Origin of the sequence: Thalassospira sp. TSL5-1, assembly GCF_001907695.1 — a bacterium.
GTDB lineage: Bacteria > Pseudomonadota > Alphaproteobacteria > Rhodospirillales > Thalassospiraceae > Thalassospira.
The window spans coordinates 1,346,529-1,368,145 of the sequence record NZ_KV880638.1 but is presented as its reverse complement, the minus strand read 5'-3'; the positions used below and the strand labels follow the sequence as shown (position 1 = coordinate 1,368,145).

Here is a 21,617-nt window from a genome sequence, read left to right as displayed (position 1 = left end):
TATTGAAACCAGACTTTAAACCGGAACACAACCTTATCCATGCCAGCGATTGCCAGCATGGATGTCAGCTTAAATGTCAAAGGCACCATTTTGGCGGGTTATACCGCCGCAACGTCAATTACCAAACGGCCGCGCACGCCGCCCTTAAGGATTTTTTCGCCGTAAGGCACGATGTCCGACAGCTTCACGGTTTGCATGGCCTCGTCCAAGCGTTCGGCCGGAAGATCCGTTACCAACCGCTGCCAGGCCTGCACCCGCCTTTCATAGGGGCACAGGACCGAATCAATCCCGATCAGTTTGACTCCGCGCAGCAAAAAGGGAATGACGGTTGCTGGCAAATCCGCGCCACCCGCCAAACCACAGGCGGCAACAACACCATGATATTTCATCTCGGCCAACATATGGGCAAGGGTGGTGCTGCCAACACTGTCCACCGCCCCCAGCCAACGCTCGCTTAACAGCGGGCGGTTCGGGGCTTCAGCCAGGGCCGCACGATCAATAATGTCGCTTGCGCCAAGATGTTTTAAATAATCAGCATTTTCGGGCCGCCCGGTCGAGGCAACAACCCGATATCCCAAATGCGCCAAAATGGAAATGGCGACCGATCCAACACCGCCGGCGGCCCCGGTCACAAGAACCTCCCCGTCCTGGTCAGGTGAAACACCCTGCTCTTCAAGGGCCATCACAGCCAACATCGCGGTAAAACCCGCTGTGCCAATGGCCATTGCCTGTGAAGTGCTCAGGCCCTCGGGCAATGGCACAAGCCAATCGGCATTAACCCGTGCCATTTGGGCATATCCCCCCCAATGACTTTCCCCAACCCGCCAGCCTGTGAGAATAACATGGTCGCCCGGTTTATAGCGCGGGTCGGCAGTTTCAACCACTTCGCCCGCAAAATCCACGCCGGGCACATGCGGGTATTTTCGCGCCAGCCGCCCCCGCCCGTTAAGGATCATGCCATCCTTGTAATTCAGCGTGCTGTGGGCAACACGCACCAGCACGTCACCTTCCGGCAGGTCATGGATGGAAAGGTCTTTGAATTCCGGCAAAACTGTCTTGCCGTCTTGCGCTGTGTCCAAAACCAGCGCCCGAAACGTCTCGTTCATCATTACCTCCCGAAAAAATGTTATCGCAGGAAGGTAGGAACCGCGGGTAATGTTTGTCAAATGCCCGGGCCGTCAATTCGACTTGTTGACAAAGACAGGCATCACAAAATCTGCGAAACGCCAGATCAGCTATTTTTCATGTCGTCCTGAATGGTCGGTGGCAATACCCGCCAGGAAAACCAGCCCAGCAAGGGCACAATGACCAGATCATCCAGCCAGCCAATCCCCACCATAAAATCCGGGATCAAATCAACCGGGCTGATCAGATAAACCAGCCCTGCCAATAACAGGGCCTTGCTTTTAAGCGGCACATCGCGCCTAAAAAGCCCTCTGATCAGGTTGGGTATAATCGCCAGTCCACCTCGTGCCACTGCAAGCCCCGGCCCAGTTTAAGACAGTTGTTGTTTTCTTTATTTAACCTGAAAATCCGCCGCAACCAGATCAGGTGAGGCATTTTTCTGCACATCAGAAGGTGCCCGTTTGACCACCATCATTTCACATCCGGCAAGGCACGCCTGGCTGGATGAACGATGCAATTTGTCAAAATTATACATCGGCGTTCCGCTCGACAGGCTGATCGTCGGACTATTGGCCGGATCATGCAGAATATTCCCTGCCGCCAGCAAAGACATCGTTGCCGCAAAAACCAGAATACCACCCAAGGCGAAATGCTCTACCCACGACATTATTGTGTCCTCCGGTCGTGCTTTTTAACAAAATATTACCTTCTGAACACCTGCCTGAGCGAAAGGTTCCCGCACAGGGTTCATATAAGTTATATTTCAAAAACAACGCCTTGGATCACCATACCTATGTCTAGAGATATATCTCTTTTTGGATAATTCCAAACAGGGATCACAAAATGCCTTAACGAATTTAAAATGCCTCAGGGGATCAGATTGGCAAATGCCTTCGCGGCTTCTTTCCAGCCCCAATTTCGCTGCGATGCCAGTGCAGCCTGATGCAGCGATAACCAAAGGGTATCATCATTCAGGATGTCAGCTGTTTTCCGAGCAAATACATCATCATCATTCGCCACAAAACCCGTTATGCCATCGACAATGCGTTCGGAAACACACCCCACGTCCTGAATAACACAAGGAATACCCATCGCCTGCGCCTCACCCAACGCCAGACAAAATGTTTCACCAACATCACCGCGATAAGGCATGACGCGTGCTTGCTGCATTTCGTCAAACAATTGGGCTTTGGGAACCGGTCCACGCAAAACAACCCCGCAATGGGCCAAACTTTGTGCATGGTCCAAAATGGCTTTCATTTTCTGCGCTTTACGATCCCCTGTCGAACCATATGTTTGGGGTCCGGCAAAAATATGCAGCTCTGCCTCCGGAGCCAGAGGATGAATCCTTTCTGCCCAGACATCGACCAGCCAATCCAGAGAACGCAACGGATTGGATGCAAAAATCGCCTTTTTTACGCGCGGTTCATGTGAAACCCTGGCAGTTAGAAACTTGTCCTCAATGCCAAGAGGGACAATAATTTTTTCACCGCAGGGAATCCAGCCCGGCATCGTCGATAAATGATGTGCCCCGGAAAAAACAATTGCGGGACGCACCCACATCAAACGCCACAAAAAACGCCATTTCCTGAGAAAACCAGCGGGATTGTGTATCCAGAACACCGTTCTTCCCGCATGCGGCATTTTGGTAATCAGCTTGTCTCCGCGATTGGCAATGTATAAATCTACCTCGGCAGGAAACTCCTGATCAACCGGCTGCCAATTCACACCATTGCGGCTATGTGGCGCTTCGCAGCGATTACAAATCGTCACGTCATGCCCTAAGGCTGCCATGCTCTCCGCCAACGAAATAACGGCAGTTTCTGCACCGCCTAATGCCTGCTTGTCCAGCGTATAGGCGTCAAAAGCAATGCCATCATCTGCCAGTACAATTTTCGCCATGACGTCAATTATCCTCGTAGCGAGCCTTGAGATAGGAAATCATCGGAAATAGTGCCGCACAAATTGCAACCATAAATCCCATACCGCCTTCCTTGTATCCCTTCCGGCGAACATAGCATTTGAAAAACCGGGAAAACATGCGACGCAAATTATTGGAAAAACTACCAATTTTCCCGCTATCGCGTAAATCTGCAGCACGCGCGGTACTATAGCTGTCAAGCCGCCGGATCATGTCGGAAATATTGCGATCAACATAATGGCGGACACGGTGCTGAAGCTCGAACCCTTTTCGCCCGGCAAAGGTCACAGCGGGATGAACGCGCTGTGGCCCCCAATGCTTTACCCCACGCCGAAACAGGCCTGCATAACCCGGCTTGCCAAAGGATGCCCCCCAACCGTGACGAACCAGCCGATCACCGATATAATTATCAACCAGCAACTGATGATAATCATACGGGCTCGATGCAATAACTTTCCGTATCTCGCTTGCCAGTTCAGCCGAAACATGTTCATCGGCGTCAACTTCAAGGATCCAGTCACCGCTTGCCTGGGCAAGGGCAAAATTTCGCCTCTCCCCCTCGATCATCCAGCTTCCCGTAAAGGTGCGTGCACCGGCGTCACTGGCAATCTGTTCAGTCCGGTCCGTGCATTTGTCGCACACAACGATGATCTCATCGGCAAAGGCAACATGTGCCAGGCACGATGCCAGCCTGTTTTCCTCGTTATGGGCTACAATCACCACCGACAACTGTATATCATCGGTAACGTTCGTTTGCTGCCCTATTTCGGAATTGGACGTCTTCATCCACCACGTCCTTCACGCTTCAGCAAACCTTCAATTGCAAAAAGAACTTTTTCAACACTCAGGTCGTACATTTCACTATTTGATGATTTGTAATCCGCTGTTGACCATATTTCATCATAACTGCGGTCTGTTCGGACAAAGGCTGTTTTCTCTCCAAACGGGCCATAATTTTCAACACGGGACGGGCCAAACAAACCCAAGGTCGGTATGGCCGCCGCAGCCGCCATGTGCATCAAACCCGAATCATTGCCCACATATAAATCAGATGCCGTAAGACAGGCCTGCACCGTTAAAAGGGATCTCTCGCCAAACAGCGAGGTAATATCGCCATCTGCAATACTCTCGATCACCGGCATCGCAGCTTCCCGTTCATTGGGGGCGCCGGCAACAATAACATGTGCATTTGGTAGCAAACCGTCCGCAGCACGCAAGCACGCAACCAATTCAACAAAGCGTTCTACCGGCCACATCTTTCCCGGCCAGTTCGCCGTTGGTCCCACCGCCAAAATGGGTCTTTCATCCTGCGGCAACAATTCACGGGCTTCGTCGATATGTTTCTGATCAAGCCATATTTTGGGTCGCAGCGGCGGGTTCACACCAATCAACCGGCCAAGCTGTTCAACACGGTGCATACTGTCATCATTGCCCGACAGCACAATGCGTTTGCGACCGGGCAGGACATAGGCCGTGGCACTGCCGCGTAAATCAATGATCACGTCCCACCAGTTCGTCACCACCGATTTCCACAAATGCAACCAATGTCCGCCGCGTTTTTGTTTGGGCATGCGAATGATGCGTTCAAGGTTGGGAACGGCTTCAAAAATTGGCGCGGCAACCGGGCCGCAGGCAACGGTAATGCGCAGTTCCGGGCGCGTTTCAACAAAATGGCGCAAAACCGATGTTGATAAAACCGCATCCCCCAGCCGGTTCGATGTAATAAACAGCAGGCGCACGCTTAGAGTTTCTCCAGATCGGCCGCAACATTCAGCCATTCACGCCGCCCATTGCGGGCAGCCTCCGACTGGCCGGCAAAAAAGGCATCATCCCCCAGCATTTGCGCCACCAGATTGCCATAGGCCGCCGCATCGGGCACGATATAGCCATTTCGCCCATTTTCAACGCGGGCATTGGCAACGCCACCAAACGAAACCACCGGCGTTCCCGCCGCCAGGGCATCGCATAGCCACATTCCGGCGTGATCATCCCGGTTTTTCACCGCACCATGATGCAAAAATACCCGCGCCTTTGCCATGCGGGTTGCCATTTCCTGTTCGCTTAACGGCATGCACACCCGCACACCATCACTTAAGGCATCGCGCACCAGATTAACCAGCGCATCGGGCACATCACTTTCCTGCCCGGCCAGCGCATTGGCAAGGGCGGTCGAATAAATTTCCAGTCGAGCATCGGCCGGTTTAACGGCAATTTCTTCAGACCAGACCCGTACAATGTCAGCCAAACCATCATTCCAGCCTGCAACCGTGACCGCAACTGGTTCACGATCAGTAACCGCGATATGCTCATTCCCTGCTGCAACAAAGGCCGGACAGGCACCGGGCGCAATCAGGCGGGGCACAAAACCCAGATCATTGTGATATTTTTCCTGCTGCGCCGGATCGGTAAAAATCAGCCGGGCGAGACTGCTCAGCAGCGCCATACGGCAGGCATTGTCATCCAGCCGCGCCAAACCGCCATCATACCACAGCCAGCGTTGCCCCTCATTCGCCACCGGACGGGTATCGAGCAAGAGCGGGTCCCGCCATGCCAGAATACGGTCGGGCAGCGCATCGCCAAAGGCGGGGGTATCATCGTTCGCCAGCAAATCCCAACGCACCCCGTTATGCGTGGTGCACGCACCATCGGCACGCCGGGCGACCACCTCGTGCCCACGGGCGGCAAAGGCCTCGGCCAGCGCGATAAATCCCCGCTGGCGCGCGCCAAGGGGACGAGATACAACATCATCCGGGTCAAACCCGATGGAACGGTCAAGCATCAATATTTTCATAGCTGGGTTTTATCGCGTTGTTGGCGGTTAATGAAGGCTTTTCTCTCAGACTTCGCACTGCGGCACATAGAACAGCAAGACCACGTTAGGCCAAAACATCGCCGATGAAACAGGCGGACGGACCTTGCCAAACGCGTCGCTTTGCCCCACATTTCGCCAACGAATTCCGACATTACGGAGCCACCCTGGAAATGAGCGAAACTTTATATACCCCCCTGCCCGACCGCGCCGTGATCCGCGTTAGTGGCCCTGATCGCGTCGATTTTCTGCAAGGGCTTGTGTCAAACAATGTCGAAAAAATCAGCCGGGAGCAATCGGGTTATGGTGCCCTGTTAACCCCGCAGGGCAAATTTCTGTATGATTTTTTCATGTATTATCAGGATGAAGACAGCCTGCTGATCGAATGCGAAGGCGGGGAACGGGCCGAAAGCCTGTTTAAAAAGCTGCGCATGTATAAATTGCGCGCCAAGGTCGAACTGACCGATGTCAGCGAAGATTACAATGTGTTTGCTGTTTTCGGCGACACAGCCCTGGCCTCCCTTGCCCTGCCACAACAGGCCGGTGCAACCGCCCCCTTTGGCAAAGGCATCAAGGCCGTCGACCCGCGTTTGGTGGCAATGGGATGCCGGATATTGTTACCAACCGGCGAAGAATCCGCCCTGGCAGGCATCGGCGCAACCCAAAGCACGCCAGACGCCTATCACGCGCTGCGCGTCCGCCTGGGCCTGCCCAATGGCAGCGAGGAGCTTGAGGTCGATAAAGCCATTTTGCTGGAAAACGGGTTCGAGGAGTTGAACGGCGTTGATTTCAAAAAAGGCTGCTATATGGGCCAGGAATTAACCGCACGGACCAAATATCGCGGACTGGTGCGCAAACGCCTGCTGCCCATCAAAATTGACGGCCCCACACCGGAAATTGGCAGCATCATCATGAATGATGACCGCGAAGCAGGCACCATCAAAAGCATCCACGGCACAGCCGGGCTGGCGATGATCCGCCTCGAACGCATTTCAGACGGTGCCAGCTTAAAAGCCGGGGATGCAACCATCACCGTCAAAGTACCCGATTGGGTGCAATTGCCCGCCGCTGAATAAGCAATGGTTACGTAATTACGATTTATCCCCCGAATGACATATTCGGGGGATTTTGCGTTTAAAACGATAATTTATGCCGCTGCAATATCAAGAAGGGACGCCGCATCCAAATCCCCTAGTGCCAATCGGGCATTTAAGCGTTGCGCCCCTTTTCCCGCCGCGAACCATGGCTTTGCATGATCGATATCGAAGCGCGCACCGGGTTTTTCCGTTAGCTGTTGCGTAAGAACGCCAAATATTTCCGTGACGCGATAAAGCCCGTGCGTTACCGGCTGTGGCATAGGGCGTTTTTGTAAAGACTGGCGTTTAATTTGCAGTCGCCCGGCCACATCGGCCAAGCTTACCAGATCAGGGCGAACTTCACGCAACCATGAACCTGCTGGCAGGTGCGGCAATATTGCACGCGCGGCCTGGCGAATGACAGTTTCGGCGTCCTCGCCCTCGCATTCCAGCGAAGCGGCTAAAAGTCCAGGCTGCCCTGTTCCAATTACGGCGTCGTCAAAGCCTGCGACATAGATGCAATCAGCAAGAGCAAACGCATCATGCGTGCTGCCTTCAGGAAGGGAAAAAACAAGATCAAATTCAAACAATTCCATCATCTTTTTCCTTTTCATCTCGCAGGTAAATACAGCTCGAAGCCTTGTTTTCAAGTTTCGCCGCGTGGCTTGCGGGGTTTTGCGGTGTAGAGGAGATTGACATCTGACAGAACTCACCACACCGGCAATCTCGATCATTATTAGGGCATCGTAAAAGACCCCACGCATGTCCGCTGCTATGGCGGACTTCAACAACCCAACCAATGGATTCCAGATGTGACAAAACCTTTTCCACATCTTTTTTAGGATGTCGTTTCCTGCTCACACTGATACTCCCCGCCAAAGAAGTTGTCAACCGACAACTTCTTCAAAGTAAAACCTGAAATCGAAAAATGCCCACCCCGATCCCTTATAAGGATCAAGGCGGGCATCAATCAATACAGTCGTCAAAGCGAACCATACCAGCGGGGCGTTATTTCTTCAAAGCGGCCTGTGCTGCGGCCAATCGTGCAATTGGCACCCGGTAAGGCGAGCAGGAAACGTAATCAAGGCCCTGTGCTTCGCAGAACGCAATTGATGACGGGTCGCCGCCATGTTCGCCGCAAATGCCCAGTTTGATATCCGGGCGGGTTTTGCGGCCACGTTCGGCCGCCAGGCTGATCAGCTCGCCAACCCCTTCCTGATCGAGCGATACAAACGGGTCGCCTGCGAAAATGTCCTTGGCGATGTAAGTATCAAGGAAGCGCGAAGCATCGTCACGCGACAGACCAAAGGTGGTTTGGGTCAAATCGTTGGTGCCAAAGCTGAAAAATTCGGCTTCCTCGGCGATGTCACCCGCGCGCAGGGCGGCACGCGGCAGCTCGATCATGGTGCCGACAAGATAGGTCAATTTTGCCGATTGTTCGGTTTCCACTTCGCCCGCCACCTTGATGATCGCGGCCTTCAGGATTTCGAGTTCCTTTTTGCCCACCACCAGCGGGATCATGATTTCCGGAATAACAGGATCACCCCCATCCTTTGAAACCTCGATGGCGGCTTCAAAAATGGCGCGGGCCTGCATTTCGTAAATTTCCGGATAGCTGATACCCAGGCGGCAACCGCGGTGCCCCAGCATCGGGTTGGCTTCGGCCAGATCCAGCAACCGGCGACGCACGATGCTTTCAGAAACATCGGCAGCCTTGGCCACCTCGGCAATTTCGTTGTCGCCATGCGGCAGGAATTCGTGCAGTGGCGGGTCCAAAAGGCGGATCGTCACCGGCAGCCCGTTCATGATGCGGAACAGGTCAATAAAGTCCTGGCGCTGATAGGGCAGCAGTTTGGCCAATGCACTGCGGCGGCCTGCTTCGGTTTCGGCCAAAATCATTTCCCGCATGGAAATGATACGTGCCGGATCAAAGAACATATGTTCCGTGCGGCACAGGCCAATCCCCTCGGCCCCGAAACCACGCGCGGTTTCAGCATCTTCCGGGGTTTCGGCATTGGTGCGCACCTTCAGGCGACGCACATCATCGGCCCATTCCATCAATTGCGAAAAATCGCCCGACAAATCCGGTTTCAGGGTGGCAACTTCACCCAGCATCACTTCGCCCGTGCCACCATCAATGGTGATCACGTCACCTTCTTTCAACATCACGCCACCAGCATTCATGGTACCGCCGCGATAATCGATTTTAATGGCACCGGCACCGCAGACACAAGGCTTTCCCATGCCGCGCGCGACAACGGCGGCGTGGCTGGTCATGCCGCCACGCGCGGTCAAAATGCCTTCGGCCGCGTGCATGCCGGCAATGTCTTCCGGGCTGGTTTCAATGCGAACCAACACAACCTTGCGGCCCTTGTTATGAACCCAGTCCTCGGCCGTTTCTGCCGAGAACACCAACTGGCCCGATGCCGCACCGGGCGACGCCGGCAGGCCCATGCCAATCACCTGCTTTTCAGCATTGGGGTCCAGGGTCGGGTGCAAAAGCTGGTCAAGCTGGGCGGGGTCAACACGTTTAAGCGCATCTTCCCGGCTGATCACCCCATCCTGGGACATTTCTACGGCAATGCGCAGGGCTGCCTTGGCCGTCCGCTTGCCCGAACGGGTTTGCAGCATATAAAGACGGTTGGCCTCGACGGTGAATTCCATGTCCTGCATGTCGCGATAATGGGATTCAAGCTTGTCGCGCACAGCAACCAGGTCAGCAAAAACCGCCGGCATGGCTTCTTCCATCGACAATAGGTCGGAACCGCTTTCTTCGCGTTCAATTTTGGTCAACGGGGCGGGGGTACGGATACCCGCCACCACGTCTTCGCCCTGGGCATTGATCAGATATTCACCGTAAAAACGGTTTTCCCCGGTCGATGGATTACGCGAGAAGCAAACGCCCGTTGCGCAGTCATCGCCCATATTGCCAAAGACCATCGCCTGAACATTCACCGCCGTGCCCCAGCTTGCCGGAATGTTGTGAAGGCGGCGATAGGTATTGGCACGCGCATTCATCCAGCTGCCAAAAACGGCACCAATCGCGCCCCAAAGCTGTTCACGCGGGTCCTGCGGGAACGGGCGGCCCAGTTCTTCGGCGACCTTGGCCTTGAAACCTTGCACAATGGCCTGCCAGTCATCGGCGGACATTTCAGTATCAAGGACATAGCCCTTGTCTTCCTTGTGAATCTCAAGGATTTCTTCAAAATTGTAGTGGTCAACGCCCAGAACAACGTCACCATACATCTGAATGAAACGGCGATAGCTGTCATACGCAAAACGGCGATCCCCAGAGACCGCCGCCAAACCTTCAACCGTATCGTCATTCAGGCCCAAATTCAGAACCGTATCCATCATGCCCGGCATCGAGGCACGCGCACCAGAGCGTACCGACACCAGCAAAGGATCGGCGGCATTGCCAAATTGGCGCCCGACCAGACTTTCCACAGCAGCAAGGGCTGCCTCGACCTCATCATTCAGATCGGCCGGGTAATTGCGGTCGTTTTCATAAAACGCCGTGCAGACCTCGGTCGTGATGGTAAAACCTGGTGGAACCGGAAGCCCGAGATTGGACATTTCGGCAAGGTTTGCCCCCTTGCCCCCCAAAAGTTCGCGCATATCCGAACGTCCTTCGGCACTACCGCCGCCGAAGCCGTACACCCATTTGGTCATCTTGCCTGTTCCTCATCTGGCATTGGTGATTTTATCCGCAGCCTTATTCACGATTCGATCTTTGAAAAATCGGCAATGTCGTGCATCGCCGTACGGATCTGGGCGAGAAGCTTCAAACGGTTGGCCCGTTCATCGGCATTGTCGCTATTGACCGTTACTTTTTCAAAGAATGCGTCAACCGGCCCGCGCAACTCTGCAAAACCGGCCATCGCCGCGGCATAATTCTCGTCCCGAAGCAGGGGCAAAGCCTTATGCCGGACGTCGATGAGCGCCTGATACAAACGGCGTTCCTCATCCAGGGACAGAAGCGCGACATCGACTGTCGCGTCATAGGACGTGTCGTCCTTTTTCTCTTCGATCCGCAAAATGTTGGAAGCACGTTTATAGCCAGCCATAAGGTTAACGCCGCTTTCGCCCGATACAAAATCGGCAAGCGCATCAACCCGGGCCAGCAGGCGTACAAGATCGTCCTCGCCATCCAGGGCAAACACGGCAGACACCAAATCATGGCGCACGCCCTGTTCACGCAGATGAACTTTCAAACGGTCCGCAAAGAAGGCAAGAAGTTCTTCCACGGCCGCATCCCGGCGAATAGACGCCGGGTATTGAGACACCGCATGGGCAAACAAGCGCCGCAGCGGCAAGCGCAGGCCGTTTTCCAGCACCAGGCGAATAACGCCCAAAGCCGCACGACGCAGCGCAAACGGGTCTTTCGACCCGGTGGGTTTTTCATCAATGGCAAAGAAACCGGCAAGGGTATCAAGTTTCTCGGCCAGGGCCACAGCGACCGAAACCGGGGCTGTCGGGCAAGTGTCAGACGGACCAGCCGGAGCGTAATGCTCGGCAATGGCCTGGGCGACTTCGGGTTTTTCGCCGTCATTTTCGGCGTAATATTTGCCCATCAGGCCCTGAAGTTCGGTAAATTCAAACACCATGTTTGAAACCAGGTCCGCCTTGGCAATTTCTGCCGCGCGGTCGGCCAGTTTCACATCACAACCCGGAATGGCCGATGAAACTTCGCGGGCCAGTCCACGCATGCGCAACACGCGCTCGGCCACCGTGCCCAACTTGGCATGGAACACAATGGTTTCCAGTTTCGGCAGGCGGGATTCCAGCGTTACCTTGCGGTCCTGATCCCAGAAGAATTTGGCATCATGCAGTCGGGCGCGCAAAACACGTTCGTTCCCGGCAATGATCTGGGCGTTGTGGTCCATTGTCACCATATTGGAAATGGTAATGAACCGTGCAGCAAGTTTGCCACTGGCCTCTTCAAGAACAAAATATTTCTGATGTTCGCGCATCGAGGTTTCCAAAACCTCGCGCGGCACATCCATAAAATGGTCGTCAATTTTGCCCATCACCGGAACCGGCCACTCAACCAGCCCACAAACTTCATCCAGCAGGCCCGGGTCATCGACCAGTTTCAAACCGGCATCATCGGCAATCTTGCGGCAGCCTTCGGCGATGACGCTTTTGCGTTCTTCGCGGTCCAGCATCACCTTGGCAAAATTCAGCTTGGCCTTATATTCCGCTGCGTTTTTAACACTAAACGGCGCTGGTGCCAGGAAACGGTGGCCGCTGGTTACATCACCAGCCGTAACCACACCATAGCTGACCGGCACCACATTGCCATCAAACAGGCACAGAATACGGTCAAGCTGGCGCACCCAGCGCACCTTGTGATCAGCCCAGCGCATCGACTTTGGCCAGGGCAGCTTGTTCATCGCATCTTCAATGATGTCTTTAATCACGACCGAGGCCGCACGCCCCTTCTGTTCGACAATCGCAAACAGGAACACACCTTTGGGCGTTTCGCGCTTTTCACACTGTTCCAGCGTCACGCCATTGCCGGTCAAAAAGCCGTTAATTGCCTTTTCCGGCGCATCGGCGCGCGGACCGCGGCGTTCTTCGCGCAGGTCAGGCTGTTTGTCGGGCAGGCCATCAATAATCAAAGTCAGGCGACGCGGGGTCACAAGGCTTTCAACCTTATCAAAGCCAAGGTCAGCAGCCTTCAGGCCATCCGTCACCAGCTTTTCAAGGTCGGCACTGGCACGCGCCTGCATACGGGCCGGAATTTCTTCGGAAAACAGTTCAAGCAGGAGTTCGGCCATGTCTTATGCCCCCTCTTTCAAATGCCCGCGCGACCGAAGCCACGCTTCGCAGCAGGATTTGGACATCTCGCGCACACGACCGATATAAGCGGCACGTTCGGTAACGGAAATCACACCGCGCGCATCAAGCAGGTTAAAGATATGGCTGGCCTTCATGGCCTGTTCATAAGCTGGAAGAGCAAGGCCGCGTTCAATATTCACCGCACATTCTGCTTGCGCATCCTTGAAATGGCGAAACAGCATTTCGGTATTGGCGACCTCGAAATTATAGGTCGATTGTTCCTTTTCATTTTGCAGGAACACATCGCCATAGGAAACGCCATTGCCGTTATAATCAAGGTCGTAAACGTTTTCGACACCCTGAATATACATCGCCAGGCGTTCCAGGCCGTAGGTCAGCTCGACCGGGACCGGGTCACATTCAAAACCACCAACCTGCTGGAAATAGGTAAACTGGGTGACTTCCATGCCATCGAGCCACACTTCCCAGCCCAGGCCCCAAGCCCCCAAAGTCGGGCTTTCCCAGTCATCCTCGACAAAGCGAATGTCGTGCGCCATCGGGTCAATACCCAGATGCGCCAGCGACCCCAGATAAAGATCCTGCGCATTGGCAGGCGACGGCTTCATCAAGACCTGAAACTGGTAATAATGCTGCAAACGGTTGGGATTTTCACCATAACGGCCATCGGTTGGGCGGCGCGACGGCTGCACATAGGCTGCATTCCAGCTTTCCGGGCCCAACGCGCGCAGGGTGGTTGCGGTATGAAACGTACCGGCGCCAACTTCAAGGTCATAGGGCTGAAGAATGACACATCCCTGGTCAGCCCAATAGCTTTGCAGTCGAAGAATGATTTCCTGAAACGAAGGAGGACGTTGCGACCCGTCGAGCGCCATTGCGCGTACTCTCTGCTTAAATTGTCATCAAAAGAAATTTTAGTGCGGCAAGCTAACGCCCCGTCCGGTCCGGGTCAAGAAGGCAAAAGCCCTTACATTGGCCCTCAAATCGCCGCCTGGGCACATTAGCCGATGACACTATCCTGTCTGCTTCAACACTTACTGCATCTTTGCCTTTTTGTGCACCTGCAAAATACGGTATCAGCACTGCAAAATAAAAAGACCGGGCTGTTTGGGTAAACAGCCCGGTCAATCCGGCAATTTCAAGAAAACCAGAACCGCAATCAGGCGGATTTGACGTTATCGAGGAACTTGCTGACGATATTGCGCATTTTTTCGGCTTCGACCGAAAGTTCCGAAGATGCCTGCAAAACGTCCTTCGCAACCTCACCCGTACCCTGGATCACATTTGTCACCTCATAGATGTTACTATTGACATCCTGGGTGCCCCGGGCAGCTTCTTCAACGTTACGGGCAATCTCACCCGTTGCCACTTGCTGCTCCTCGATGGAAGCGGCAATGCTGCTGGCAATTTCGTTCACTTTCTCGATGATCTGAGCAATACCGGCAATCGCTTCGACGGCTTCGTCAGTTGCGTTGCGGGTCGCGGCAATCTGCTCGCCAATATCGGCTGTTGCCCGTGCAGTCTGGTTGGCAAGATTTTTAACCTCGCTTGCCACCACGGCAAAACCCTTGCCTGCCTCACCCGCGCGGGCGGCTTCGATGGTCGCGTTCAGGGCCAGCAAATTGGTCTGGCTGGCAATATCGTTAATCAGGTTAACGACTTCGCCGATCTTGACGGCGGATTGCTGCAAATTACCGACAATACGGCCCGTATGCCCGGCCTGCTCCACCGCATTTTTAGAAACTGCAGCGGCCTGTGCGACCTCGTTGGCAATCTGGGAAATCGACGCAGAAAGCTCTTCGGCTGCGGATGCAACCGTCTGCACGTTACCAGTCGCCTGGGTCGCGGCAGAGGCAACGGTCGATGCCTGATGCGATGCCTGATCCGATTGTGACGACAGCGACTTTGCGTTGGACTGAAGCTCGGTCGCGGCAGAGGCAACAGCGGCAATCGTCATGCCTGCTTCACGGTCAAATGCGTTGGTCAGCCCTTCAATACGCTCGGCACGCTGGCTGCGCAGGCGACTTTGTTCTTCTTCCTGCTTGGCCAGGCGTTCGGCCTCGATCATATTGTCGCGGAACACCTGAACGGCTGCTGCCATTTCGCCAATCTCGTCCCTGCGTTCAATACCGGGGATCTGAACACTTTTATCCCCTGAAGCCAACCGCGACATGGTGCTTGTCATATTCACGATTGGCGTAGCAATACCGCGCGACAACAGGAACGAAAACCCGATTGTCAGCAACGAAACAACCGCCGCCACACTTATCATCAACATGCGCGACCAGAAATATTCCTGATCACCCCGGGCAGAAGCATCTTCGCCCCCTTGCTGGTTAAGCTGCACAAGTTGCTGAAGAATATCGCGAATTTTAACAATAATTTGTTCGCCCTTCCCCAGCACCATATCGCGCGCCTGCGCATTCTGGTTATTATTGGAAAGCACAACAATTTGGTCCCACAAACCGTTGTACTGATCCAGTAACGCACTTGCCTCTTGCCACAACGCCCGTTCGTCTTCCGACGAAATCAGCTTCTCGTAAGTTTTGGCTTGGCCTGCTTCCTGCTCAAGCTGATGGCCGATATCACGTTCAAATTCAGTCATTTTGTCTGCATTATCAGACAACACATGCGCCAACTGGAAGATGCGCACCTTGTTTACGCTGTCATTGATGTCGTTAATCGCCGAGATGCTGGGCAGCCAGTTAACCGCGATTTCGGTCGAGGTCTCGTTAATCGCCTGCATCTTGAAAACGGCGAATACGCTGGTGAAAATATTCAGCAAAAGCATCACCCCGAAGGCAAGCATCAGCTTTCGCGAAATCTTGAGATTGGAAACAACTTCCATATGTGCCTCATCGTGTTTTTACCGGGCTTCTCAGCACGATATTAACCAGGACACAGGTCGTCCTCCCCCCCAATCCCCTTAAATGACGACGTCACTTAAGCGCATGATTCAGAGGCCTGACGGCAATGGCCGGGCGGTTAAAATCCTGTGTTGTGCAATGGCTGCTACATAAAACCTATACGTAGAGCGCAAAAGGTAACATTGTTAGCATCTATTGTTTAGTCAATAGTATAGATAACAATTTACTGCAGCACTATCTAGCTATCCCTTTGGATGAGGGGGATATCAGCATATTTCGCAATCTGGCGAACGTGATAGACGGGGAAAAAGCGAGAACTGCAGAGACAGGCAAAACCCGAAACCCGCAGAAAAAACAGCTGGAATTAGTCCTGACAGCGATGAGACAGGCCTTCGGCATGATAAACGCCGCAATGCGGGCATTTTTCCATATCCTGGGCTGCAGGCTGTCGATTATTGCCGGTTTGACGGTTCCGGCCACGTTCGGCGCGGTTATTAGCTGCATCGCGGGTATTCTGGCCTGCATTTTTCCGCCCGAAAAACCGTGACAGTTGCCACACGACGACAATGACAAGGGCCGTAAACAGAATTTGTGACAGACTGAGCATCAACATCCCCGCGATAAGTATTTATCAAAACATTCCGGGCTGGCAGCGTTTCGGCAGTGTTATAATCAATTCATCCGGTTTTAGAAACCGGGCAGTTGTGCCGGTTTGCGCAACAGACTGTCGATTTCGGGCAAATACTGACCGGCCTCGTCATGCAAAACCAGGCCTTTGCGCATTTTCAATGGTGATGAAACCCCCTTGCGCGCCGACACAATCACCCGCAAGGGCGCATCGGCGCTGGCCTTGCTCCAGATCGGATAAACCGTCATATCCCCGGCCCGGCCATACAGCAAACCAATAATTCGGTCCAAATGATCCGCACGATGTACCAGCGTTACCCGCCCTTTCTGGCGCACCATCTTGAGGCAAAAGCCAATCCAGGCGGCAAGGTCGGCACTGCCTTCCTGGTGGGCAGTAGCCCGGCTTTGATTGGCTGGCCGTGTTCCCCCGGCATAATAGGGCGGATTGGAAATAACCTGGTCAAAACTTTCGGCGCTCAGCGGCAATTGCCGGTCATTAATATCGCCATGCAGGGCATGAACCCGGCCTTCAAAACCATTTTCAACAATATTGCGGCAAAACAAGGCAAACAGGTCGTCTTGCAATTCCACCCCGGTAACAAGGGCATCGTCAATACGGCGCGCCACACAAAGCCCGGCGGACCCAACGGCAGCCCCAACATCAAGAATTTTTCGATCCCGCTGCCCGCCAACCTGCACCGATGCCGCCAGCAAAACCGCGTCAACCGCCGCCCGATAGCCATCCACCGGCTGTTTTAAAATAACCGCACCGCCCTGCAAAAAATCATGGCTGATTCTGTCCTCGGGAAAGCGCGGCACAATCAGTTTATCGTACAAGGCATGTTGGTTACAGGTTGGCTCTGGCAAGGGTGCTGTATCGGTCATATCGGGGTCATGAATGGGCTAATGGATGGTCACGGGGCAAAATGCCAAGAACAATGAAACGGCATCACGGTAAATATAACCGGTGGGATGACAGGAAATATAACCTGCCTGTTACCCCGGCAGATCATCCTTGCCAATCCCTTCTTCAACATCGCCGCCGTGCGACGGTGTCTCGCGCCCCAAATCACGGCGGGCAATTTCCAAAGCATAGCGGGCACGGCTTTCATCGTCGGGTGTCACCATCAAACGACGCGGCAAAGCCCCAATAGATCCATCCAGAATAGAGGCATGAAAATCAAAAATCAGGCTTTCAATCCCCTCGTCAGCCAGAATGGACTGGACCCAGCTGAGTTCAACCGGATCATTGCTGCGCATCAGTTCGATCATATTGGACGGCTTCCCCTGAAAATTCATACCGCTGGAATGCGAATTTATCATTATGACCATAGCATATAATTGTTCAATGCGTCAGAAAGCGGTATTGATTTGTCCACTTGACCGTCAATACCCGGCGTCATTATGTTGGGCCACAGTCAGGGACCGTTATTTTTAGGGTGCCTGATCTCATTATGAAACCAGCGTCGCCTGCCCGATCCCCCGGGTATGCCGCATGAATTGTTTCGGAAAAGAGCGTGAATAACACTGCACCGCAGCACACCATACAGCCCAGTCTCGATTCCCTGGTCAACCTTGTTGATGCCGACATGAAACGGGTTAATCAGGTGATTATCGACAACATGCACAGCGATGTTGCCCTGATCCCGCAACTTGCCAGCCATCTGGTTGCCGCAGGCGGCAAACGCATGCGCCCGATGCTGACTTTGGCCTCCGCCCGCCTGTGCGGGTATGAAGAGGGCGATTCAGCGGTCAATATGGCAGCCTGTGTTGAATTCATTCACACCGCCACCCTGCTTCATGACGATGTCGTCGATGAAAGCCTGTTGCGGCGCGGGCAGGAATCCGCCAATGCGCTGTTTGGCAACGAAGCCAGCGTTCTGGTCGGTGACTTTCTGTTTGCTCGCTCTTTCGTGCTGATGGTCAAGAACGGATCGTTAAAGGTGCTTGATATTCTGGCCCGTGCCTCGGCTGTTATTGCCGAAGGCGAGGTCATGCAGCTTTCAACGGCCAATGACATGGCAACGACCGAACAGGCCTATCTGGATGTCATCATGGCGAAGACCGCGGCCCTGTTTGGCGCGGCATCCCATATTGGTGCAGTGATTGCCGGTCGCCCGGAAGCAGAAGAAATTGCCCTTCGCGATTATGGCCTGCATCTGGGCACCGCCTTTCAGCTGATTGACGATGTGCTGGATTATTCCGCTCATCAGGCGACCCTTGGCAAAACCGTCGGCGATGATTTCCGCGATGGCAAAGTGACCCTGCCCGTCATTATCGCCTATGCCAATGGCGACGCGGACGAAAAGGCCTTCTGGCGCCGCTGCATGGAAGACCAGGATTTCCGCGATGGCGACCTGGACCATGCACAAGGCCTGATCCGCAAATACAACACCCTGGAAGCGACCATGGACCGTGCCCGCGAATATGGCCAGTTAGCCATTGATGACCTGGCCGGTTTTGCCGACGGTCCGATCAAGGATGCCATGATCGAAGCTGTCGAATTTTGCATTTCCCGGCCCTATTAACGGTGCCAAAACATTCCGCGTGCGGATGTTGATAAAAAAATTCCTTGCGTACCGGTTCAATACCGATTAATACCCGGCTCGCAGAATGACGGAGCGTAGCTCAGCCTGGTAGAGCACTGTCTTCGGGAGGCAGGGGTCGGAGGTTCGAATCCTCTCGCTCCGACCATCATTCAAAGGCCCTGAAATGCTTTGGCGTTTCAGGGCCTTTTTCATTTTCTCTCACGCACATCCCCATACCAATTCAGCCTATCTTTCAACACGGCTTGGCAATGCGACCATCGCCCCATCAGGTATCACAAAACCGCAAACTTTAACTGGTATCTGCCCATTCAACCCCGTGAACAATTCGATAAAAAAATAACCCCAAAACCTCAATTATGCTTGAACTGACAAAGCATACAGGATAGACAATCGCCGACAATGACGGAGCGTAGCTCAGCCTGGTAGAGCACTGTCTTCGGGAGGCAGGGGTCGGAGGTTCGAATCCTCTCGCTCCGACCATCATTCAAAGGCCCTGAAATGCTTTGGCGTTTCAGGGCCTTTTTCATTTTCTCTCACGCACATCCCCATACCAATTCAGCCTATCTTTCAACACGGCTTGGCAATGCGACCATCGCCCCATCAGGTATCACAAAACCGCAAACTTTAACTGGTATCTGCCCATTCAACCCCGTGAACAATTCGATAAAAAAATAACCCCAAAACCTCAATTATGCTTGAACTGACAAAGCATACAGGATAGACAATCGCCGACACTGACGGAGCGTAGCTCAGCCTGGTAGAGCACTGTCTTCGGGAGGCAGGGGTCGGAGGTTCGAATCCTCTCGCTCCGACCATCAGTTGGAAGCCCCGGCGCCTGAAACATGGCGACGGGGTTTCTTTTTACCCAAACCAGCCCAAATCACATCCCCACCTTGCAAGGCACCAGGTAATACCCCTGCCCCAAAAGAATACGCACCAGAAGGTACTACCAACTGGTGCGCAAAAACGATCGCCCTGAAAACAGCAGCAATCTAAAAGATAAGGAATCTAGTGCAGGCTGTTTTCGCTGGGCAATTGCAACATCCGCCCCATCAGGTAATCAACATCGGCCGAGTCAAATTCAACACCAAGGTCGCCATATTGCGTCAGGATCCGTTCGATCATGCGGCGTGAATAGCGTTCCCGGTCCTTTTCGCGGCCATCCATGTCGGTTTCATGGGCGACCTCAAGGGCAGCACGCACACCGGGGAAAAAGCTGGCGGGCATATCGGCCTTGTTATAAATCGCCTGCAAACCATAAAGACCGGAGTCGTGGATCAGGATTCGGCTGTTAATCAGGGAAACCGATGCCCGACGTGCAATGCCCGCTTCGAAAAAGGCAATATCGCCCATACACAATGCCCGCAAAATCAGCCCGCCGGTCAGCCGGTTATTGGCATGAAGATGCTCGACCAGAATTTCAACATCGCGGCTTTCGCTATCATCGCCCAAAAGGCCAATGGTGGCGCTTTCCTGCGACTGGGTCATGACGGCATTGACAATACCCTCAGGCAAATGACCACGAGCGACAATTTCACTGCGCAAACGATCGGAAACCAGCGTCACCATGCGTTCGGCAATCGTGATGGGCAAATGATTGCGCGAAATGATCGGCTTTTGAATGCGTTCGCTGGTGCCAAAATCATCCAGGACCTTTTGCAAGGACTGTTCGGAAATTTCCGCCCCGTTATTGCCGATAAGATCCACCAGCACATCTTCGTTCCCTGCCTCGACAAGGGCGCTGGAAACCACCTCGGACACTGTGGAGCGCGTTGCAATCGCACGCTGCTTTTCAATGCTGTCTGGTCCCTCGCCGATAATATCGACAAGATCACTGTCGCTAAGAATTTCGGAAAACTGCAAAATCGGCAGGGCCACCGCATCCACATCGCGCGCCAGTGTTACCGCCACATCATGGGGCAATAACGGCGTCTGCTTGAGGTTGCGTGCCAGCGCCTTGCGTACCCGGACTTCCGCATCCCTGATCATGATGCGAAAAATATCTTCCGCCAGCACACGTTCGTTTTCGGACAAGTGTTCGTCGCTGAACTGCTTGCTGATTTTCTCAGCGGTTTCGGCCCGGTTGCTCGCAGACGGGTCATTTATCAGTTTGGCGACATCGTTTTTTGTAATCGGGGCCACGTAACCTCTCCTGCTACGGCTGGAAATTCCACCTGCCGTTACATCTGTTACTATACACGTAAGCGCCCTTTGATTGAACGCAATTTATTCACCTTCATATCCGGGTAGGATAACCTGTTTGTGATCACATGCCGCGACTTATAATGATTCCATCATCTGTCGTGCTTTGATTGCGTTACATGTTGGGGACTGTCAAAAAGTTCCCGCGTTGCGTTCGGCGTGGGCTCCACGCCACATGCCAAGAGAGAGGCCTTTTAAATGAATTCTATCAAAATGCTTGCTATTGCCGTTTCCGCCACTGCAATGTTCAGCACCGCTGCATTTGCTGCCGGGGATGCCGCAAAAGGCGAGAAAGTCTTTAAAAAATGTGCCGCCTGCCACTCGATCGAGGAAGGCAAAAACAAGGTCGGCCCGTCGCTGCATAACGTTGTTGGCCGCGCATGCGGTTCGATTGCCGACTATAAATACAGCCGTGGCTATCAGGATGCCTGCGAAAAAGGCTTCACTACCGACGAAGCCTTTCTGGACGAGTATCTGAAAGATCCGTCGTCAAAAATCAGTGAGATTGCTCAAACCAAAGAACGTTCCAAAATGACCTTCAAGCTCAAAAACGAGCAGGAAATTCAGGACGTGATCGAGTATCTCAAGCAGAACTGATCTTCCGGGCGGTACTGTCCTGTACCGCGTCACATCCCAAAA

19 protein-coding genes and 3 tRNA genes are annotated in these 21,617 nt (G+C 53.7%); 6 read left to right on the top strand and 16 right to left on the bottom strand.

Translation table 11 applies throughout. The annotated features are described in order from the left end of the window. Nucleotides 1-98: 98 nt before the first annotated feature. The 7 genes from LF95_RS15805 to LF95_RS15775 form a co-directional block, all read right to left on the bottom strand. On the bottom strand, nucleotides 99-1,106 hold the full coding sequence (locus LF95_RS15805) for an acrylyl-CoA reductase (NADPH) (protein WP_073955963.1): 1,008 nt from the start codon (nucleotides 1,104-1,106) through the stop codon (nucleotides 99-101). Nucleotides 1,107-1,231: 125 nt separating this feature from the next. Then, nucleotides 1,232-1,477 carry a YkvA family protein gene (locus LF95_RS23700; protein ID WP_083607720.1) on the bottom strand — a complete coding sequence of 82 codons (246 nt, stop codon included), beginning with the start codon at nucleotides 1,475-1,477 and terminating at the stop codon, nucleotides 1,232-1,234. Nucleotides 1,478-1,516: 39 nt separating this feature from the next. Beyond that, a complete protein-coding gene (locus LF95_RS15795) occupies nucleotides 1,517-1,792 on the bottom strand; it encodes a hypothetical protein (protein ID WP_073955962.1) in 276 nt (91 codons plus the stop codon). A gap of 200 nt (nucleotides 1,793-1,992) precedes the next feature. Next, on the bottom strand, nucleotides 1,993-3,027 hold the full coding sequence (locus tag LF95_RS15790) for a glycosyltransferase family 4 protein (protein WP_073955961.1): 1,035 nt from the start codon (nucleotides 3,025-3,027) through the stop codon (nucleotides 1,993-1,995). A gap of 4 nt (nucleotides 3,028-3,031) precedes the next feature. Further along, on the bottom strand, nucleotides 3,032-3,832 hold the full coding sequence (locus LF95_RS15785; protein ID WP_073955960.1) for a glycosyltransferase family 2 protein: 801 nt from the start codon (nucleotides 3,830-3,832) through the stop codon (nucleotides 3,032-3,034). Next, on the bottom strand, nucleotides 3,829-4,785 hold the full coding sequence (locus tag LF95_RS15780) for a glycosyltransferase family 9 protein (protein WP_073955959.1): 957 nt from the start codon (nucleotides 4,783-4,785) through the stop codon (nucleotides 3,829-3,831). The genes LF95_RS15785 and LF95_RS15780 overlap by 4 nt, the downstream gene beginning before the upstream one ends. A gap of 2 nt (nucleotides 4,786-4,787) precedes the next feature. Continuing rightward, a complete protein-coding gene (locus LF95_RS15775; protein WP_252509789.1) occupies nucleotides 4,788-5,825 on the bottom strand; it encodes a glycosyltransferase in 1,038 nt (345 codons plus the stop codon). 203 nt (nucleotides 5,826-6,028) lie between these two features. Between LF95_RS15775 and LF95_RS15770 the strand changes: the two genes are divergently transcribed. Further along, nucleotides 6,029-6,931, top strand: coding sequence for a CAF17-like 4Fe-4S cluster assembly/insertion protein YgfZ (locus LF95_RS15770; RefSeq protein WP_073955957.1), 903 nt, complete (start codon nucleotides 6,029-6,031; stop codon nucleotides 6,929-6,931). Between the two features lie 71 nt (nucleotides 6,932-7,002). Here LF95_RS15770 and LF95_RS15765 read toward each other — a convergent pair whose 3' ends face one another. The 8 genes from LF95_RS15765 to LF95_RS15725 all read right to left on the bottom strand — a co-directional run bounded on the left by LF95_RS15765 (nucleotide 7,003) and on the right by LF95_RS15725 (nucleotide 17,499). After that, nucleotides 7,003-7,665 (bottom strand): hypothetical protein, encoded by a 663-nt coding sequence (locus tag LF95_RS15765; protein ID WP_168173712.1) that lies wholly within the window; start codon nucleotides 7,663-7,665, stop codon nucleotides 7,003-7,005. Nucleotides 7,666-7,939: 274 nt separating this feature from the next. Then, nucleotides 7,940-10,603 carry a pyruvate, phosphate dikinase gene (gene ppdK / locus LF95_RS15755; RefSeq protein WP_073955955.1) on the bottom strand — a complete coding sequence of 888 codons (2,664 nt, stop codon included), beginning with the start codon at nucleotides 10,601-10,603 and terminating at the stop codon, nucleotides 7,940-7,942. A gap of 47 nt (nucleotides 10,604-10,650) precedes the next feature. Then, nucleotides 10,651-12,714 (bottom strand): glycine--tRNA ligase subunit beta, encoded by a 2,064-nt coding sequence (gene glyS / locus LF95_RS15750; RefSeq protein ID WP_073955954.1) that lies wholly within the window; start codon nucleotides 12,712-12,714, stop codon nucleotides 10,651-10,653. 3 nt (nucleotides 12,715-12,717) lie between these two features. Next, entirely contained in the window at nucleotides 12,718-13,608 is an 891-nt protein-coding gene (locus LF95_RS15745) for a glycine--tRNA ligase subunit alpha (RefSeq protein WP_073955953.1), read from the bottom strand. A 284-nt stretch (nucleotides 13,609-13,892) separates the two neighbouring features. After that, nucleotides 13,893-15,581, bottom strand: a complete 1,689-nt coding sequence (locus tag LF95_RS15740; RefSeq protein WP_073955952.1) for a methyl-accepting chemotaxis protein — start codon at nucleotides 15,579-15,581, stop codon at nucleotides 13,893-13,895. A gap of 383 nt (nucleotides 15,582-15,964) precedes the next feature. Beyond that, the gene (locus LF95_RS15735; protein WP_073956332.1) at nucleotides 15,965-16,207 is read right to left on the bottom strand and encodes a hypothetical protein; all 243 of its coding nucleotides are present in this window, start codon (nucleotides 16,205-16,207) and stop codon (nucleotides 15,965-15,967) included. Nucleotides 16,208-16,287: 80 nt separating this feature from the next. Continuing rightward, nucleotides 16,288-17,112, bottom strand: a complete 825-nt coding sequence (locus tag LF95_RS15730; protein WP_083607719.1) for a tRNA1(Val) (adenine(37)-N6)-methyltransferase — start codon at nucleotides 17,110-17,112, stop codon at nucleotides 16,288-16,290. 111 nt (nucleotides 17,113-17,223) lie between these two features. Continuing rightward, nucleotides 17,224-17,499: a putative signal transducing protein gene (locus tag LF95_RS15725; RefSeq protein WP_073955951.1), complete on the bottom strand. Its 276-nt coding sequence runs from the start codon at nucleotides 17,497-17,499 to the stop codon at nucleotides 17,224-17,226. A 245-nt stretch (nucleotides 17,500-17,744) separates the two neighbouring features. Here LF95_RS15725 and LF95_RS15720 point away from each other — a divergent pair, with 245 nt between their 5' ends. From LF95_RS15720 to LF95_RS15705, 4 genes are all read left to right on the top strand, one after another. Next, the gene (locus tag LF95_RS15720; RefSeq protein WP_073955950.1) at nucleotides 17,745-18,755 is read left to right on the top strand and encodes a polyprenyl synthetase family protein; all 1,011 of its coding nucleotides are present in this window, start codon (nucleotides 17,745-17,747) and stop codon (nucleotides 18,753-18,755) included. An 89-nt stretch (nucleotides 18,756-18,844) separates the two neighbouring features. Further along, nucleotides 18,845-18,921: transfer RNA gene (locus LF95_RS15715), tRNA-Pro, on the top strand. Between the two features lie 258 nt (nucleotides 18,922-19,179). Next, nucleotides 19,180-19,256 (top strand) — tRNA-Pro (locus tag LF95_RS15710). Nucleotides 19,257-19,514: 258 nt separating this feature from the next. Then, nucleotides 19,515-19,591: transfer RNA gene (locus LF95_RS15705), tRNA-Pro, on the top strand. A 193-nt stretch (nucleotides 19,592-19,784) separates the two neighbouring features. Here LF95_RS15705 and LF95_RS15700 read toward each other — a convergent pair. Then, entirely contained in the window at nucleotides 19,785-20,918 is a 1,134-nt protein-coding gene (locus tag LF95_RS15700; protein WP_073955949.1) for a SpbR family protein, read from the bottom strand. A gap of 258 nt (nucleotides 20,919-21,176) precedes the next feature. Here LF95_RS15700 and LF95_RS15695 point away from each other — a divergent pair, with 258 nt between their 5' ends. Next, nucleotides 21,177-21,575 carry a c-type cytochrome gene (locus LF95_RS15695; RefSeq protein ID WP_073955948.1) on the top strand — a complete coding sequence of 133 codons (399 nt, stop codon included), beginning with the start codon at nucleotides 21,177-21,179 and terminating at the stop codon, nucleotides 21,573-21,575. The last annotated feature ends 42 nt before the right edge of the window (nucleotides 21,576-21,617 follow it).